At 59.9% G+C, this 16,298-nt stretch carries 14 protein-coding genes; 9 read left to right on the forward strand and 5 right to left on the reverse strand.

Annotated elements, in window-relative coordinates:
- Positions 1–56: 56 nt before the first annotated feature.
- The 7 genes from ACA051_RS00185 (at position 57) to ACA051_RS00215 (ending at position 8,127) form a co-directional block, all read left to right on the forward strand.
- Positions 57–1,715, forward strand: coding sequence for a Na/Pi cotransporter family protein (locus ACA051_RS00185; protein WP_497306727.1), 1,659 nt, complete (start codon positions 57–59; stop codon positions 1,713–1,715).
- A gap of 177 nt (positions 1,716–1,892) precedes the next feature.
- Positions 1,893–3,275, forward strand: a complete 1,383-nt coding sequence (locus tag ACA051_RS00190) for a M16 family metallopeptidase (protein WP_497373032.1) — start codon at positions 1,893–1,895, stop codon at positions 3,273–3,275.
- A gap of 256 nt (positions 3,276–3,531) precedes the next feature.
- Positions 3,532–4,560 carry a DUF5924 family protein gene (locus ACA051_RS00195; RefSeq protein ID WP_497306728.1) on the forward strand — a complete coding sequence of 343 codons (1,029 nt, stop codon included), beginning with the start codon at positions 3,532–3,534 and terminating at the stop codon, positions 4,558–4,560.
- A gap of 55 nt (positions 4,561–4,615) precedes the next feature.
- A complete protein-coding gene (locus tag ACA051_RS00200) occupies positions 4,616–5,764 on the forward strand; it encodes an ABC transporter permease (RefSeq protein ID WP_497306730.1) in 1,149 nt (382 codons plus the stop codon).
- Positions 5,761–6,564, forward strand: a complete 804-nt coding sequence (locus tag ACA051_RS00205) for an ABC transporter ATP-binding protein (protein ID WP_427701164.1) — start codon at positions 5,761–5,763, stop codon at positions 6,562–6,564. The genes ACA051_RS00200 and ACA051_RS00205 overlap by 4 nt, the downstream gene beginning before the upstream one ends.
- 1 nt (position 6,565) lies before the next feature.
- Positions 6,566–7,504, forward strand: a complete 939-nt coding sequence (locus ACA051_RS00210; protein ID WP_497373034.1) for an MlaD family protein — start codon at positions 6,566–6,568, stop codon at positions 7,502–7,504.
- On the forward strand, positions 7,501–8,127 hold the full coding sequence (locus ACA051_RS00215; protein ID WP_497373036.1) for an ABC-type transport auxiliary lipoprotein family protein: 627 nt from the start codon (positions 7,501–7,503) through the stop codon (positions 8,125–8,127). Before ACA051_RS00210 ends, ACA051_RS00215 begins: the two co-directional genes overlap by 4 nt.
- 117 nt (positions 8,128–8,244) lie before the next feature.
- Here the strand turns inward: ACA051_RS00215 and ACA051_RS00220 are convergent, their stop codons facing one another.
- From ACA051_RS00220 to ACA051_RS00240, 5 genes are all read right to left on the reverse strand, one after another.
- On the reverse strand, positions 8,245–9,474 hold the full coding sequence (locus ACA051_RS00220; RefSeq protein WP_497306737.1) for a nucleoside recognition domain-containing protein: 1,230 nt from the start codon (positions 9,472–9,474) through the stop codon (positions 8,245–8,247).
- A gap of 195 nt (positions 9,475–9,669) precedes the next feature.
- The gene (gltP, locus tag ACA051_RS00225; RefSeq protein ID WP_219094745.1) at positions 9,670–11,001 is read right to left on the reverse strand and encodes a glutamate/aspartate:proton symporter GltP; all 1,332 of its coding nucleotides are present in this window, start codon (positions 10,999–11,001) and stop codon (positions 9,670–9,672) included.
- 698 nt (positions 11,002–11,699) lie between these two features.
- Complete coding sequence (locus ACA051_RS00230) at positions 11,700–12,164, reverse strand: inhibitor of vertebrate lysozyme family protein (protein WP_497306739.1); 465 nt, start codon at positions 12,162–12,164, stop codon at positions 11,700–11,702.
- 2 nt (positions 12,165–12,166) lie between these two features.
- Complete coding sequence (locus ACA051_RS00235) at positions 12,167–12,331, reverse strand: DUF1328 domain-containing protein (protein ID WP_003177151.1); 165 nt, start codon at positions 12,329–12,331, stop codon at positions 12,167–12,169.
- A gap of 82 nt (positions 12,332–12,413) precedes the next feature.
- On the reverse strand, positions 12,414–12,701 hold the full coding sequence (locus tag ACA051_RS00240) for a hypothetical protein (protein ID WP_497373038.1): 288 nt from the start codon (positions 12,699–12,701) through the stop codon (positions 12,414–12,416).
- A gap of 441 nt (positions 12,702–13,142) precedes the next feature.
- Here ACA051_RS00240 and algB point away from each other — a divergent pair, with 441 nt between their 5' ends.
- Positions 13,143–14,489: a sigma-54-dependent response regulator transcription factor AlgB gene (algB, locus tag ACA051_RS00245; RefSeq protein WP_497306742.1), complete on the forward strand. Its 1,347-nt coding sequence runs from the start codon at positions 13,143–13,145 to the stop codon at positions 14,487–14,489.
- Between the two features lie 7 nt (positions 14,490–14,496).
- Positions 14,497–16,284 carry an ATP-binding protein gene (locus tag ACA051_RS00250; protein ID WP_497306743.1) on the forward strand — a complete coding sequence of 596 codons (1,788 nt, stop codon included), beginning with the start codon at positions 14,497–14,499 and terminating at the stop codon, positions 16,282–16,284.
- The last annotated feature ends 14 nt before the right edge of the window (positions 16,285–16,298 follow it).

The following is a 16,298-nucleotide window of genomic DNA, read 5'->3' on the forward strand; positions in this document are numbered from 1 at the left end:
GTCGCGCGGCACCGTCAATTTGCCCCTTTGGGGCGCTACCACCACAGGGGGCCTGCATGCTCACCCTGCTCAATTTGTTATCTGCCGTGGCCTTGTTGATCTGGGGCACGCATATCGTCCGAACCGGCATCCTGCGGGTCTACGGTTCCAATCTGCGCCATGTGATCGGCCAGAATATGTCCAAACGCTGGCTCGCGTTCATCTCGGGGATCGTCGTCACCGCGATGGTTCAGAGCAGCAATGCCACCGCCATGCTCGTCACTTCTTTTGTCGGTCAGGGCCTGATGGCGTTGACCCCGGCCCTGGCAACCATGCTCGGGGCCGATGTCGGTACCGCGCTGATGGCGCGGGTGCTGACGCTCGATTTGTCGTGGCTGTCGCCGCTGCTGATCTTTCTTGGGGTGATTTTCTTCCTGTCGCGCAAACAGACCCGGGTTGGACAGATGGGCCGCGTCAGCATCGGTCTGGGGCTGATCATCCTGGCGCTGCAACTGATCGTCGAATCCGCCGCGCCGATCACCCAGGCCCAGGGAGTGAAGGTGATTTTCGCCTCGTTGACCGGCGACATTCTGCTGGATGCCCTGGTCGGCGCGTCGTTCGCGATGATTTCCTACTCCAGCCTGGCCGCCGTCCTGCTGACCGCGACCCTGGCTGGCGCTGGTGTGATCAGTCTGCCAGTGGCGATCGGCCTGGTGATTGGTGCCAACATCGGCAGTGGCATCCTCGCGTTCCTGAGCACCAGCATGCAAAACGCCGCCGGCCGTCAGGTCGCGCTCGGCAGCCTTCTGTACAAGTTGATCGGCCTGCTGCTGATCATTCCGGTGCTGGACCCGCTGGTGCACTGGATCGACAGTCTTGACTTCAGCCCTCAGGAAATGGTCATCGGCTTTCACCTGCTCTACAACACCGCGCGCTGCCTGATCCTGTTGCCCAGCGTTGGTCCGATGGCCAGGTTTTGCGCATGGGTGTTGCCGGAGCGCCCGCAGGTCAACGGCACCGCCAAACCGAGGCATCTTGATCCCACGGCATTGGTCACCCCCAGCCTGGCACTGGCCAACGCCGCGCGAGAAACCCTGCGCATGGGCGATCTGATCGACAACATGCTCGAAGCGATGCTCGACGTGCTGCGCGGCAAACAATCCGCCATCACCCAGGAAATGCGCAAACTGACGGATGATGTCGAAGCGCTCTACAGCGCCATCAAGCTCTATCTGGCGCAAATGCCCCGCGAAGACCTGAGCGAGCAGGACAGCCGGCGTTGGGCGGAAATCATCGAACTGGCGATCAATCTCAAACTCGCCAGCGACTTGATTGAACACATGCTGCGCAAGGTGCAGCAGCAGAAAACTTCGCAACGCCGGTCTTTTTCCGACGTCGGGCTGGAAGAATTGGCCGGGTTGCACAGCCAGTTGATCTCTAACCTGCGTCTGGGCTTGTCGGTGTTTCTCAGTGCCGACAAGGAAAGTGCCCGCCAGTTGCTGCGTGAGAAACGTCGCTTTCGCGCACAGGAACGCCGCCTGGCCCATGCTCATGTCAGCCGCTTGCAACGTAAGATTGTGCAGAGTATCGAGACCAGTTCACTGCACCTGGAGCTGATTGCCGACATGAAACGTTTGAATTCGCTGTTTTGCAGCAGCGCTTATGTGGTGCTGGAAACGTCGGACACCGGTGCACTGGCGGTCGACGATATGGCTGACATCACGCATTCGCCTTGAACGTCTGGCGGTGGGGTCAGTCAGTTACATTGGTTCAGCCTCAAGACCGTCTTCGCGAGCAAGCCCGCTCCCACATTGTTTTTGTGAGCGCCACAAATCACCTGTGGGAGCGGGCTTGCTCGCGAAGGCGGCCTGAAGGACGACATGGATCTCCGATTGGTTGCCTGGAAGCTTGCTATGCGTTGTCTGCTGTTCGCCTGTCTGTTGCTCGGCTCATTCCCTTCATTTGCCCTGGATCGCTTCCAGGTCGAGGGCTATACGCTGCCCAACGGTCTGCAATTGCTGCTCAAACCGGGCACCGAGCGCGGGCATGTGGCGATTCGTCTGGTGGTTGGCGTGGGCCTGGATGATTTCAGCTGCGCCGACAAGGAGCTGCCGCATCTGCTCGAACACTTGCTGTTCAGCGGCATCGATGCCACCGGCGAAGGTGGGCTGGAAGAGCGGATGCAGGCCTTGGGCGGTGAGTGGAACGCTTTCACCAGCAACGCCGACACCACGTTCGTCATCGAAGCCCCGGCGAAAAACCAGCGCAAGGTGCTCGACCTGCTGCTGGCACTGCTGACGCAGACCCGCATCGACGACAACGCGATCAACGCGGCCAAGCAAGTGGTCGAGCGCGAAGACGGCGGCCACTACTCGCACCTGCAACGCTGGCTGGATCGTCAGGATCTGGGCCACACGGCGAGCAATCAACTGGCGATTGAACTGGGCCTTAAATGCCCGGAGCGGGCCGAGGTCGATTATCTGACCCGCGAGCAACTGGAGACGGTGCGCATGTCCTGGTACGCGCCCAATAACATGACGCTGATCGTGGTCGGCGAGCTCGACAAGTTGTTACCTGCGTATCTGGAGCGCACGTATGGCGCACTTGAAGCGGTCGAGCCTACCGATCACCTGCCCTTGCCGGAAATCCAGGCCAGTGCCGCCCACGAACGAACGCTGAGCGATGGTTTCGTCGGCGGCGGGGCCAAGTTGCATTGGCTGGTGCCGGAACCGGTGCTGCAGGATCAGCACGACGAAACCTTCGACCTGCTCAAGGACTATCTGGACTGGGCGCTCTATCGCCAATTGCGCCTGGGCCACGGCCACGGCCTGTCCTACGGCCCCTCGGCCGAGCGCGAGGTGTTTGGCGGGGTCGGCTTCATGAGCCTGAACGCCGACCTTGAGCGCGACGACGTGCCTAAGGCCCAGCAGGTGCTGGAGGATTTGAAGGCCGACTTGCTCAAGGACGGTCTCGACGCAGACACCTTCAACCGCCTCAAACAGGCCGCCATCGCCCGCCAGGCCTGGGCCGTGCAAGGCAACAGCGCGCTGGCCGATTACTACTGGAGCGCGCTTGGGGACTACCAGGACGGGCGTTTCGCCGACCCGGCCAAGGAACTGCAAGGCGTGACCCTGGCGGAAGCGAACAAGGCCATGCGCGAGTTGCTCGTTCAACCGGGGTATGTGCGGATCGAGAAGCCGCTGATGAGTTATGACCAGTTGATGTGGGCGATGGCCGGGGTGTTTGGCCTGATTGTCCTCGGAGTTTTAGCTTGGCGAATCCATCGCCGCCGTTAACTGGCCGCCCTGGTAGCCGGGCTTTTGTGGCGAGGGAGCTTGCTCCCGCTCGGCTGCGCAGCAGTCGTAAAACCGGTGCTTGCGATCTACCTGATGACACGCAGTGTGCGGGTTTGGGGGCGCTTCGCACCCCAGCGGGAGCAAGCTCCCTCGCCACAATGTTGTATAGGGCAAACGGACGTATCCCCCTCGCCACGCCCCCCGCTCGGGCGGTACTCTGTCGAGGATTTTCCCCACGACTATTGCGAACCGCCGAATGCCTACTCTGACCCTGTACGTCCAGCGCATCCTGGAATTGATGAAGCGCTATCCAGGGGTCATTGCGCTCGGTGGTTTTATCTCCGGGGTCGGCAGCTTCGTTCTGGTTGATCGTCAGCAAGGCCTGGCGACATGGATCACCACCATCATGGTGCTCAGCTGGATCTGGCTGATGCTTGAAAACAGCCTGACCAAATTGTTCGCCAGGCTCTTCAAGCGCGAAATTCCCCAGCCTTTGCTGCGTTACGCCACGCAGATGATCCACCAGGAAAGCCTGTTTTTCGTCCTGCCGTTCTTTTTCATCACCACGACCTGGAACAGCAGCCAGTTGTTCTTCACCGGGTTGCTGTGCGCGGCTGCGCTGATTTCCATCATCGACCCGCTCTACTACAAATGGTTGGCGCCCCGGCGCTGGGCGTTCCTGGCGTTGCACACGCTGACGCTGTTCGCCGCGCTGCTCACCGCCCTGCCCGTCATCCTGCACCTGACCACTTCGCAGAGCTTCAAACTGGCGCTGGGCACCGCTGTTTTGCTGTCGTTTCCGAGCCTGGCGTCAATCTTCCCGATCCGCACCGTGCGCAACGCGTTGGCGATCCTGAGTATCACGCTGGGCATCGGTGCACTCGGCTGGGTCCTGCGTTCGTGGGTGCCACCGGCCACCCTGTGGATGACCGACGTGGCGATCAGCACGCAAATGCAGGACCGCACACCCGGCAAGAGTCTGGAAGAAGTCAGCGCCGAGCAGATCCGTGGTGACGGGTTGTACGCCTACACCGCAATCAACGCGCCGCGCGGCCTGGATGAGCGGATTTATCACGTCTGGCAGTTCAACGGCAAAGAGGTCGATCGCATCCCGTTGGACATCCACGGCGGGCGCAAGGAAGGCTACCGCGCCTGGACCCACAAGCAGAACTTCCCGGGCAACCCGGCTGGCAAATGGCAGGTCCGTGTGCTGACCGAAGACGGTCAGGTTATCGGCGTGCTGCGCTTCAAGATCACGGACAGCACACCGATCAAAGAAAAGTAATCCGGTTCGTGCTATTACGTAGCTCTGCGTAAATTGCCGAACAAGCACGGAGCTTATGACCAGCAGCACAATGGCCGGAAACGCCCAGCTAGACGCCTCTCACTCCCCTGCACACCTGCGGGTCACGGGTGACTGGACGCTTGCCCATTACGCCGATCTCAAGCACCTGAGCGAAAAACTTCGCGGCCAATACGACGACAGCACGCACATCGATCTCAATGGCCTCGGTGCGCTCGACACGGCCGGTGCGTCGCTGCTGGTGGAATTGCTCGGGTCCGAGCGTTTGGGCCGATCCGCCGAGCATCCCGATTGCACGTTGTCCCCTGCCGACCGTGCCTTGTTGCAGACGGTTTATTGCTCGCTCAGCGACTTCTGCGTGCCGATCAAGGAACCGGAAATCAGCGTCGGCATTCAACTGCTGACCCGCATTGGCCGCGCAGTCGACGCCGTCTGGCAGGACACCCTGCAACTGTTGGGCTTCGTCGGCCTGATCCTCGAAACCATCGCTCGCGGGCTGTTTCGCCCCAAGCGCTGGCGCATCACGCCCATGGTTGCGCACATCGAACAGACTGGCCTCGACGCCGCGCCCATCGTCGCTCTGCTGACCTTTCTGGTCGGTGCGGTGGTGGCGTTTCTCGGGGCGACGGTGTTGGCGAGTTTCGGCGCGAGTATTTTTACCGTGGACCTGGTGGCGTTCTCCTTCCTGCGTGAGTTCGGCGTTTTGCTGACTGCGATCCTGATGGCCGGCCGCACCGCCAGTGCGTTCACCGCACAGATCGGCTCGATGAAGGCTAACGAAGAAATCGACGCCATCCGAACCCTGGGCCTCGACCCGATGGAATTGCTGGTGGTGCCGCGGGTGCTGGCGTTGCTGGTGGCGTTGCCGATGCTGACTTTCCTGGCCATGATTTCGGGGATCATCGGCGGCGGCGTGGTCTGCGCCGTGTCGCTGGGTATCTCGCCGGCGATGTTCCTGTCGCTGCTGCAAACCGATATCGGCGTTCAACACTTTCTGGTGGGGATCGTCAAAGCGCCGATCTTCGCGTTCCTGATCGCTGCTATCGGTTGCCTCGAAGGCTTCAAGGTCAGTGGCAGCGCGGAGTCCGTGGGCGCGCACACCACGTCGAGCGTGGTGCAGTCGATTTTCGTGGTGATCGTGCTCGACGCCGTGGCCGCGCTGTTTTTCATGGAGATGGGCTGGTGAGTCGTTTACCCCGAGCGCCCTCCGAGGCGGTGATCGAAGTCCGTGGGCTGTGCAATCGCTTCGGCAGCCAGAGCGTGCACGAGAACCTCGATCTGGACTTGTACAAGGGCGAAATCCTCGCCGTAGTCGGCGGTTCCGGCAGCGGGAAATCGGTGTTGCTGCGCAGCATCGTCGGCTTGCGCCAGCCCAGCGAGGGTGTGGTGAAGGTCTTCGGCAAGAACCTGCCGACGCTGTCCGAACACGAACGCTCGATGGTCGAACGGCGTTTCGGCGTGCTGTTCCAGAAAGGCGCGCTGTTCTCTTCGCTGACCGTGACCGAGAACGTCGCCCTACCCTTGATCGAACACGCCGGCCTGAGCCGTGAAGATGCCGAGCATCTGGCGGCGGTAAAACTGGCCCTGGCCGGGCTGCCGCTGTCGGCGGCGGATAAATACCCTGCTTCGCTGTCCGGCGGCATGATCAAGCGCGCGGCGCTGGCCCGGGCACTGGCGCTGGACCCGGACATCCTGTTCCTCGACGAGCCCACCGCCGGCCTCGACCCGATTGGCGCCGCCGCCTTTGATCAATTGATCCTGACGCTGCGCGATGCCTTGGGCCTGAGTGTGTTTCTGGTGACCCATGACCTCGACACGCTCTACACCATCACCGACCGCGTGGCGGTGCTGGCGCAGAAAAAGGTGCTGGTGGCGGACGCCATCGACAAGGTCTCGGAAACCGACGATCCGTGGATTCACGAATACTTCCATGGCCCTCGCGGCCGCGCGGCGCTGACCGCCGCTCAACAGTTGAAAGAGGTCTGACATGGAAACCCGAGCCCATCATGTATTGATCGGCCTGTTCACCGTGATTGTGGTGGCGGGCGCCCTGCTCTTCGGTCTGTGGCTGGCCAAGTCCAGCGTCGACACCGAGTTCAAGGATTACGAAGTCGTCTTTAACGAGGCGGTCAGTGGCTTGTCCAAGGGCAGCGCCGTGCAGTACAGCGGGATCAAGGTCGGCGACGTGGTGACGTTGCGCCTGGACCCGAAAGACCCGCGCCGGGTGCTGGCGCGAATTCGTCTGGGCGGCGATACACCGATCAAGGAAGACACCCGGGCCATCCTGGCGCTGACCGGGATTACCGGCACCTCGATCATCCAGCTCAGTGGTGGTACTCCGCAAAGTCCGACGCTCAAGGGCAAGGACGGTTATCTGCCGGTGATTATCGCTTCGCCCTCGCCTATCGCTCGCTTGTTGAATGACAGCGGTGACTTGATGGCCGGTGTTAACACGCTGATGCATAACGCCAACCTGATGTTTTCCACGGAGAACGTCGAGCGCATCAGCAAGACGCTGGAACATCTGGAACAAACCACCGGCACCATCGCCGACCAGCGCGGTGATATTCGTCAGGCGATGCAGCAACTGGCGTCCGTCGGCAAGCAGGCTGGCGTCATGCTGGAGCAGACATCGGCGCTGATGCGCAACGCCAACGGCCTGCTCAATGATCAGGGCAAGCAGATGTTCGGTAGCGCCGAGCAGGCGATGAAATCGCTGGAACAAAGCAGCGCCACCATCAATAAATTGCTCACGACCAATCAGGACTCTCTGAACAGCGGCATGCAAGGCCTCAACGGCCTGGCCCCCGCTGTGCGTGAACTGCGCGACACCCTGACGTCGTTGCGGACCATCTCCCAACGCCTGGAAGCCAACCCCAGCGGTTACTTGCTGGGCAATGACAAGAACAAGGAGTTCACACCATGAAGCTTGCGACCCTCGCCCTCCTCGCCAGCTTCACGTTGGTCAGCTCCTGCTCGATTTTGCCCAAGTCCGAGCCGTCCGATGTCTATCGCTTGCCGTCGGCCCAGAGCAGCGTTTCGGCCAGTCACGGAGCGCCGCAACACTGGTCGCTGCGCCTGACCAAGCCGCAGGCCAGCGAAGCGTTGAACAGCCCGAAAATCGCCGTGATCCCGCAGGGTGATCTGATCAGCAGCTACGCCGCCTCGCGCTGGAGCGATCCGGCGCCGGTGTTGCTGCGTAATCGACTGCTGGATGGTTTCCAGCGGGACGGCCGGGTGCCGTTGCTGAGCACGGATGACAGCAACTTTCAGGCGGATCTGGAATTGGGCGGAAGTCTGCAAGCCTTTCAGACGGAGTACCAAGGCACCGCTGCCAGCGTGGTCGTGCGGCTGGATGCCTTGCTGGTGCGCGGGTATGACCAGAGCATCCTCGCCAGCCGCCGCTTTGAAGTGCGTCAGCCATTGAGCGATGTGAAAGTGCCGGCGGTGGTGGCCGGGTTTGGCCAGGCGAGCGATCAGTTGACGGCGCAGGTGGTGAGTTGGGCGGTAGAGCAAGGCCAGAAAGGTGCGCCGCCACCTCGCCCTTGAGGCTTATGCAGATCCCCTGTGGGAGCGGGCTTGCTCGCGAATGCGGTGTATCAGTCGACATCAATGTTGAATGACACACCGCATTCGCGAGCAAGCCCGCTCCCACAGGGTTTTGCGTTAACCGAAGAACCAGTAGCAAACGCCGATCGCGCCGAGAACGCCGGCAAGCTCCGCCAGCAACGCACACCCCACCGCATGCCGCGCCCGCTGGATGCCCACCGCGCCGAAGTACACCGCCAGCACATAGAACGTCGTTTCCGTACTGCCCTGGATCGTCGCCGCCACCAGCGCCGGGAAACTGTCCACGCCAGACGTCTTCATGGTCTCGATCAGCATCGCCCGCGCGGCGCTGCCGGAGAATGGTTTGACCATCGCCGTCGGCAGTGCGTCGACGAAGCGCGTGTCCCAACCGGCCCACTCCACCAGGTGCCGAATCCCGTCCAGACCAAAATCCAGTGCCCCGGACGCGCGCAGTACGCCGACGGCGCAAAGCATCGCCACCAGATATGGCAGCAGGTTCTTGGCCACGTCGAAGCCTTCCTTGGCGCCTTCGACGAACGCTTCGTAGACCTTCACTTTGCGCAAGGCGCCGATGACCAGAAACAGCATGATCAACCCGAACAGCGTCAGGTTGCCGAGGATCGATGACAAGCCGGCCAGAGCGGTCGCCGAGAGCGTCGCCAGCAGCGCCATGAAGCCACCGAGGGCCAGGGCACCGGGAATCAGATACGCGAGCACCACGGGGTCCCACAGCCGCAGACGTTGCATGAACGCCACCGACAGCAGGCCCACTACTGTCGAGCAGCTTGTTGCTAGGAGGATGGGCAGAAACACCAGCGTCGGATCAGGCGCACCTTGCTGGGCGCGGTACATGAAGATCGTCACCGGCAGCAGGGTCAGGGAGGAGGCGTTGAGGACCAGGAACAGGATCTGCGCGTTGCTGGCGATGGTGTCGCTGGGGTTGAGCTCTTGCAGCGACTTCATGGCTTTAAGGCCAATCGGCGTGGCGGCGTTGTCCAGGCCCAGGCCGTTGGCGGCAAAGTTGAGTGTGATCAGGCCGATGGCCGGGTGACCTGCCGGGACTTCGGGCATCAGCCGCAGAAACAGCGGGCCCAGCGCCTTGGCCAGCCATTCGACGATCCCGGCTTTCTCGGCAATTCGCAGAAAGCCCAGCCAGAGGGTCAGGGTGCCGAACAGCAGGACCATGACTTCGACCGACAACTTGGCCATGGCGAAAATGCTTTCCACCATCGCCGCGAAGATCCCGGCGTTACCGCCGATCAGCCATTGCGCCAGCGCCGAAACGGCAGCCACGATGAAAAAGCCAAGCCACAGGCCATTGAGCATCAGTCAAATCCCCCCGAAGAATGCCGCGAATGATAGCGGGGTGTGCAGAAACGACAAACCCCGGATTTCTCCGGGGTTCATATATACGCCACGCATCTGTAGGAGCCGGCTTGCTGGCGATTGCCACACCGCGGTGTATCTGGCAAACCGCGTTATCGTTCATCGCCAGCAAGCCGGCTACTACAGAGGTTTGTGTCAGTTGCTGGAAATCTCGCCCGCCGGCAGCTTTTCCTTGCTGCGCCAGTGCGGCAGCGAGTTCCAGTAGCGTTGGCCCTTGGCGTCGTCGTACATGCCTTCCCAACGGGAGATGACCAGTACGGCCAGGGCATTGCCGATCACGTTCAAAGCGGTACGCGCCATGTCCATGATGCGGTCGACACCGGCGATGAACGCCAGGCCTTCGAGCGGAATACCCACGCTGCCCAAGGTGGCCAGCAGCACCACAAAGGACACGCCCGGTACGCCGGCGATGCCTTTGGAGGTGACCATCAGGGTCAGCACCAGCAGTAATTGCTGGCTGATCGACAGGTCGATGCCGTACAGCTGGGCAATGAAGATCGCCGCGATGCTCTGGTACAGGGTCGAGCCGTCGAGGTTGAACGAGTAACCGGTCGGCACCACGAAGCTGCAAATGGCTTTCGGCGCGCCGTAGGCTTCCATCTTCTCGATCACGCGCGGCAGCACGGTTTCGGAACTGGCGGTGGAGTAGGCCAGGACCAGCTCATCCTTGAAGATGCGCATCAGCTTGATCACCGAGAAGCCGAACAGGCGAGCAATCAGGCCCAGCACCACAAAGGCGAAGAAGGCGATGGCGACGTAAACCAGGATCACCAGTTTGGCCAGTGGCACCAGAGAGGCGAAGCCGAAGTTGGCCACGGTCACCGCGATCAGTGCGAACACGCCGATCGGGGCGTAGTTCATGATCATGTGGGTGACTTTGAACATGCTCTCGGATACGCCCTGGAACATCTTCACCAGCGGCTCGCGCAGGTCCGATTGCAGGCTCGACAGGCCGAGGCCGAACAACACGGAGAAGAAGATGATCGGCAGCATTTCGCCGCGGGCCATGGCCGCGAAGATGTTCGACGGGATCAGGTTGAGGATGGTTTCGATGAACGCGTGTTCATGCTGAACCTCGGCCGCCGTCGCCTGGTACTTGGAAATATCCACGGTACCCAGGGTGCTCATGTCGATGCCGGTGCCCGGATGGAACACGTTGGCCAGCACCAGACCGACCACGATGGCGATGGTGGTGACGATCTCGAAGTAAATGATGGTCTTGAGGCCGATACGCCCGAGTTTCTTCGCGTCGCCTACGCCTGCGATGCCGACGATCAACGAGGAGATGACGATCGGGATCACGATCATCTTGATCAGACGGATAAAGATATCGCCTGCCGGTTGCAGGACGTTGCTGATCCACCAGGCTTTTTCGGCACTGAAATGGTTGAGCAGCGCACCGATTGCTATCCCCAGAACCAGACCGATGAGGATCTGCCAGGCGAGGCTGAGCTTTGCCTTCTTCATATCTTTACCCTTACTTGCGTTTGACTCAGGCGAATGCAAGAACTGGAACGCTCGTGGCGAAAAAGTCTGTGCATCTGCCCCCGTATAAGGTGCCCCTGAGCGCTTTATTACGGCTCTCTGCAGGCGAAAAAAGGCGCAACTATTCCGATGCAAGGAAGCGACGTCTAATGCCGTAAACGCCTACCCTATGCCGAATCGGCATGAGCTTTTTTAATTGAAACTCGCGTCCCAACCGGTTCGAATACGACATTTCGGCAGGCATAAGTGCCGTGAACCGGCCATTTCAGAGGTGCTTGGTTGTTTTTTAAACAGTTGAATTCATGACGAAATTTCGGAAAAAACCTACGTTTGGCAGCGAAAACTCTTCTGCCGAAAGTCGGAGGTTTCTCGATATACGGTCGTGAAGAAACACCGCGAAACGGTTTGGCGGGGGATATGCAGCAGAGGGGAATGAGCGCAGTGCTCTAAATCAACGCTTTGCACGTTGAAGCTCTTCGCAAGTCCGTCGAGCCGCTATGGGCTGGCGAACTTGCGTCGCAGCTTTATTACCTGACCCGGCCCTTGCGCAGACACTCCATGTGCCCGTAGGTCACTCCGACCCTGAAACAGTCAGAACGTCCCGACCCCTTGGTCATGCGTCTACCTTCCTCGGGTAGCGCACTGGAAAGAAGCGATGCTGCTCCTTTCGTGTTTCAAACTCAGTACCAGTTCGGATCTTTCTTGAGTTGTTCCATCAACAGATCCTGCATGCCTGGGTCCGGTTTCCCGAGGAAGCGGTAGTCGGCATGTCGCGTTGGCGACTTGTCGGCCGGCAATCCTGCAGGTACTTCGACCAGCATGGCGTAGGCGTCCTTTTTGTCGAAGCTGAAAGCCACGATCAAGCGCTTGTTCAGGCACGTCGGTTGCGTTTCGCAAAGCGGCCCGACCAGGTACTTGTCGTCATCCTCTTCAACAGCATTCATTTGCTCGGCATCGCCAGACAGGTTCATCACCCATTCCGGCAGTCGTTCTTCCTTTTTAACGACTTTAGTCCACGTTTCACGGTACTGCGGGTCCGAATTCAACAATTCGCTGGCCCGCGTCTGGCCGTCATTGGCCGCCATCGCCATGGCACTACCGCCCAGAAGCAGGGCGGCTGCCAGTGTCTTTAACAAAACGCTCATATTCAGCCTCGACCGCGACGGCCAAAGAAGAAGGAAGCAATGAACATCACCAGGAACACGACAAAGAGAATCTTGGCGATACCCGTGGCGGTGCCCGCGATACCACCGAAGCCCAGTACTGCGGCAATGATGGCAATGATCAAGAATGTGATTGCCCAGCTCAACATGGTGATTCTCCTTACGCTTCTATATTAGAGATGTTGCTAGTGGTGCTTTTCCCGGCGCATCGAGCGCGCCAAGTTCGTTTGCTCAGAACACCCAACGTTCCTGACGAGGCATATCATCCGCAGGCTGAGCCTGATCGACGTCCATCATTCGCATCGGGGCGAGGTCAGCCTGGCTGCTGCTGACGGCGCTGAAATGGGTCTGGGTTGGATGTTGAATCGACACGTGCGGAACCTCTGGTTGCTGGCTCTGTTGCCAAAGCAGGAACTGCTGGCCTGCGATCAGCGTGATCAGCAGCGCCAGAACGCCAAACAGGCCTTGTTGAAGATTCAAAGGCGAGATGCGCAATGGGGCGACACGTTGGCGATTCATCCTGAAACTCCTCCCACTCTGGTGGTGATCTTGTTAGTGGGCGTCGGATACAAGTGGCCCTGATTACCCAGACTATTGCAGCCTGCATGCCAGCTTTTTATTATGAAAAAATAGTTTTAAATCAATAAGTTAGTTTAATCCTGAAAATTAGGGTGGACGCATCCTGCACGATGGGCCGCGCAGGGTCGTGCGTATTGCACGATCGATTTCCGGCAACTTGGATTATTTTTGAATTGAGAGGAGGGCGCGGATGTCAGAAAGGGACGTGGGTATTCGTCTTAACAGCGGTTTTTTTTGTAAAAAACCATAAAAATCAGCCCATTAGCTAATGGGTGAGTAGAGAGCTACCCTGCCATGGCTGGAATGGATCAGAATCAACCATGCAACTTGCCCGATTTTTCCGGGACTAACCAAGATCATTCATCAAAGGAGCGCAGGAACATGGAATCAGCCACTGAGCATCAAGGCCGCATTCTGCTGGTGGATGACGAGTCCGCCATTCTGCGAACCTTCCGTTATTGCCTCGAAGATGAAGGCTATAGCGTCGCCACCGCGAACAGTGCAGCGCAGGCCGATGCGTTGCTGCAACGTCAGGTGTTCGATCTGTGCTTCCTCGATCTGCGCCTGGGTGAAGACAATGGCCTGGATGTGCTGGCCCAGATGCGCATTCAGGCACCCTGGATGCGGGTGGTGATCGTCACCGCTCACTCGGCTGTCGACACCGCCGTGGATGCGATCCAGGCCGGTGCCGCCGACTACCTCGTCAAACCTTGCAGCCCCGACCAGTTGCGTCTGGCCACCGCCAAACAGCTGGAAGTTCGGCAGCTATCGGCGCGGCTGGAAGCCCTTGAAGGCGAAGTGCGTAAACCCAAGGACGGTCTGGATTCCCATAGCCCTGCCATGAAAGTGGTACTGGAAACCGCACGCCAGGTCTCCAGCACTGACGCCAACATTCTGATTCTCGGCGAATCCGGTACCGGTAAAGGTGAGCTGTCCCAAGCCATTCACGGTTGGAGCAAACGCCAGAAGAAATCCTGCGTCACCATCAACTGTCCATCCCTGACCGCTGAATTAATGGAAAGTGAACTCTTCGGCCATAGCCGAGGCGCATTCACCGGTGCCAGCGAAAGCACCTTGGGACGTGTCAATCAGGCGGACGGCGGTACCTTGTTTCTCGACGAGATCGGCGATTTTCCATTGACGTTGCAACCCAAGTTGCTGCGTTTCATCCAGGACAAGGAATACGAGCGAGTGGGTGATCCGGTGACCCGCCGCGCCGATGTGCGCATCCTCGCGGCGACCAACCTGAACCTCGAAGACATGGTGCGCGACGGTCGTTTCCGTGAAGACCTGCTCTACCGTCTGAACGTCATCACCTTGCACTTGCCGCCACTGCGCGAGCGCCGGGAAGACATTCTGAACCTGGCCGACCGTTTCCTGGCTCGCTTCGTCAAGGAGTATGCGCGTCCGGCACGGGGCTTCAGCGACGAGGCTCGCGAAGCGTTGCTGGGTTACCGCTGGCCCGGCAACATTCGCGAATTGCGCAACGTGGTGGAGCGGGCGAGCATTATCTGTCCTCAGGAACGGGTCGAGATCAGTCACCTGGGCATGGCCGAGACCCCGACCCACAATGCACCGCGTATTGGCGCGGCGTTGAGCCTGGATGAGTTGGAGAAAGCCCACATCGGTGCCGTCCTCGCCACCGCGGATACGCTGGATCAGGCGGCCAAGACACTCGGCATTGATGCCTCGACCCTCTACCGCAAACGCAAGCAGTACAACCTGTGAGCCTGCAATGAAACTGGCGATGAAGCTGCGTACTCGGCTGTTTCTGAGTATTTCGGCACTGATCACCGTGGCGCTGCTCGGGCTCTTGCTCGGGCTGGTCAGCGTGATGCAGATGGCCGGCACCCAGGAAGTGTTGGTTCGCAACAACTTTGTCACGCTGGACCTGGGGTTGAAATTGCGTCAGACCTTGGGCGATCAGCTCATGATCATGATCAACGAAAAGCCCGATCCCGCAGCGTTCGAGACCGCCAGGAAAAACTACCTCGAGTTGCTTGAAGAAGGCATCACCCTTCAGCAATCCGGCAACGGCGGCTACGGTTTCAAACAGGCCAAGGCTGACTACCTCGACTTTCTTCAAGCCTACGATCAGACAAAAGTGCCGAAGCCTGTATTGGGCGGTAGCGAGGCGTTGACGGAAAAATTCAACACCCTTCGCAGCGGTCTGCTTACTGAACAAAAGCGCGCACTGGATAACATCAACAACACCGAGCGCCAGGCCCGGGAACGCGCTTTGCTGGTTGCCGGGCTGCTCGGGTTGGTGGGGCTGGCGGTGCTGATCATCGGGTTCGTGACCGCTCATGGAATCGCCCGCCGGTTTGGCGCTCCGATCGAAGCGTTGGTCCAGGCCGCTGACAACATCGGCCAAGGTAATTTCGAAGTGACCCTGCCGGTTTCCTCCGCCGAGGAAATGAACCAGTTGACCAAGCGCTTCGGCCTCATGGCGCAGGCGCTGCGTGAGCATCAGGCGATGAACATCGACGAGCTGCTCGCCGGTCAGCAGCGTTTGCAAGCGGTACTCGACAGCATCGACGATGGGTTGTTGATGATCGACCGCGAAGGCCATCTGGAACACCTCAACCCCGTGGCCCAGCGTCAGCTGGGTTGGGAAACCGATCGACTCGGTCAAGGGCTGGGCACAGCGCTCGATCGTCCCGAACTGGATGAGCAGCTGCAGCTGGTGCTGCGCGGCGGGACTCTGGAGCGGGCGCCAGAAGACCTGAGCGTTGAGGTCGACGGCGAGTCGAGGTTGCTGACCTACAGCTTGACCCCGGTCAGCCATACGCAGGGCCACATTCTTGGCGCCGTGATGGTGCTGCATGACGTCACAGAACAACGTGCATTCGAACGGGTGCGCAGCGAGTTTGTCTTGCGCGCCTCCCATGAGTTGCGCACCCCGGTGACCGGCATGCACATGGCTTTCGGTCTGTTCCGCGAACGGGCGAAATTTCCTGAAGACTCCCGCGAAGCCGATTTGCTGGACACCGTGAATGAAGAAATGCAGCGTTTGATGCAGTTGATCAACGACCTGCTGAATTTCTCGCGCTACCAAAACGGGTTGCAGAAACTCACGCTGGCGCCTTGTTCCATCGAAGAGTTACTGGCGCAGGCTCAGGCACGCTTTGCCGGGTCTGCGGCGCAGCAGGGTATCGCGCTGCTGGTGGAAGTGCAGGGGCCATTACCCAGATTGCAGGCCGACCAGGCGCAATTGGATCGGGTGCTCGATAACCTGATCGATAACGCTTTGCGTCATACCCCCCAGGATGGACTGATACGTTTGCAGGCGCGGCGCCATGGTGAGCGAGTGATTATCAGCGTGGAGGACAACGGTGAGGGCATTGCCTACGGTCAGCAGGGGCGGATCTTCGAACCCTTCGTCCAGGTCGGCCGCAAAAAGGGCGGTGCCGGGCTTGGTTTGGCGTTGTGCAAGGAAATCGTGCAGTTGCATGGCGGGCGGATGGGCGTTTATTCGCGGCCGGGGCAGGGCACGCAGTTCTACATGGCGCTGGCGGTGTAGACCGCAGCAGTCTG

The sequence above is a fragment of the Pseudomonas sp. LBUM1669 genome, from assembly GCF_059695705.1.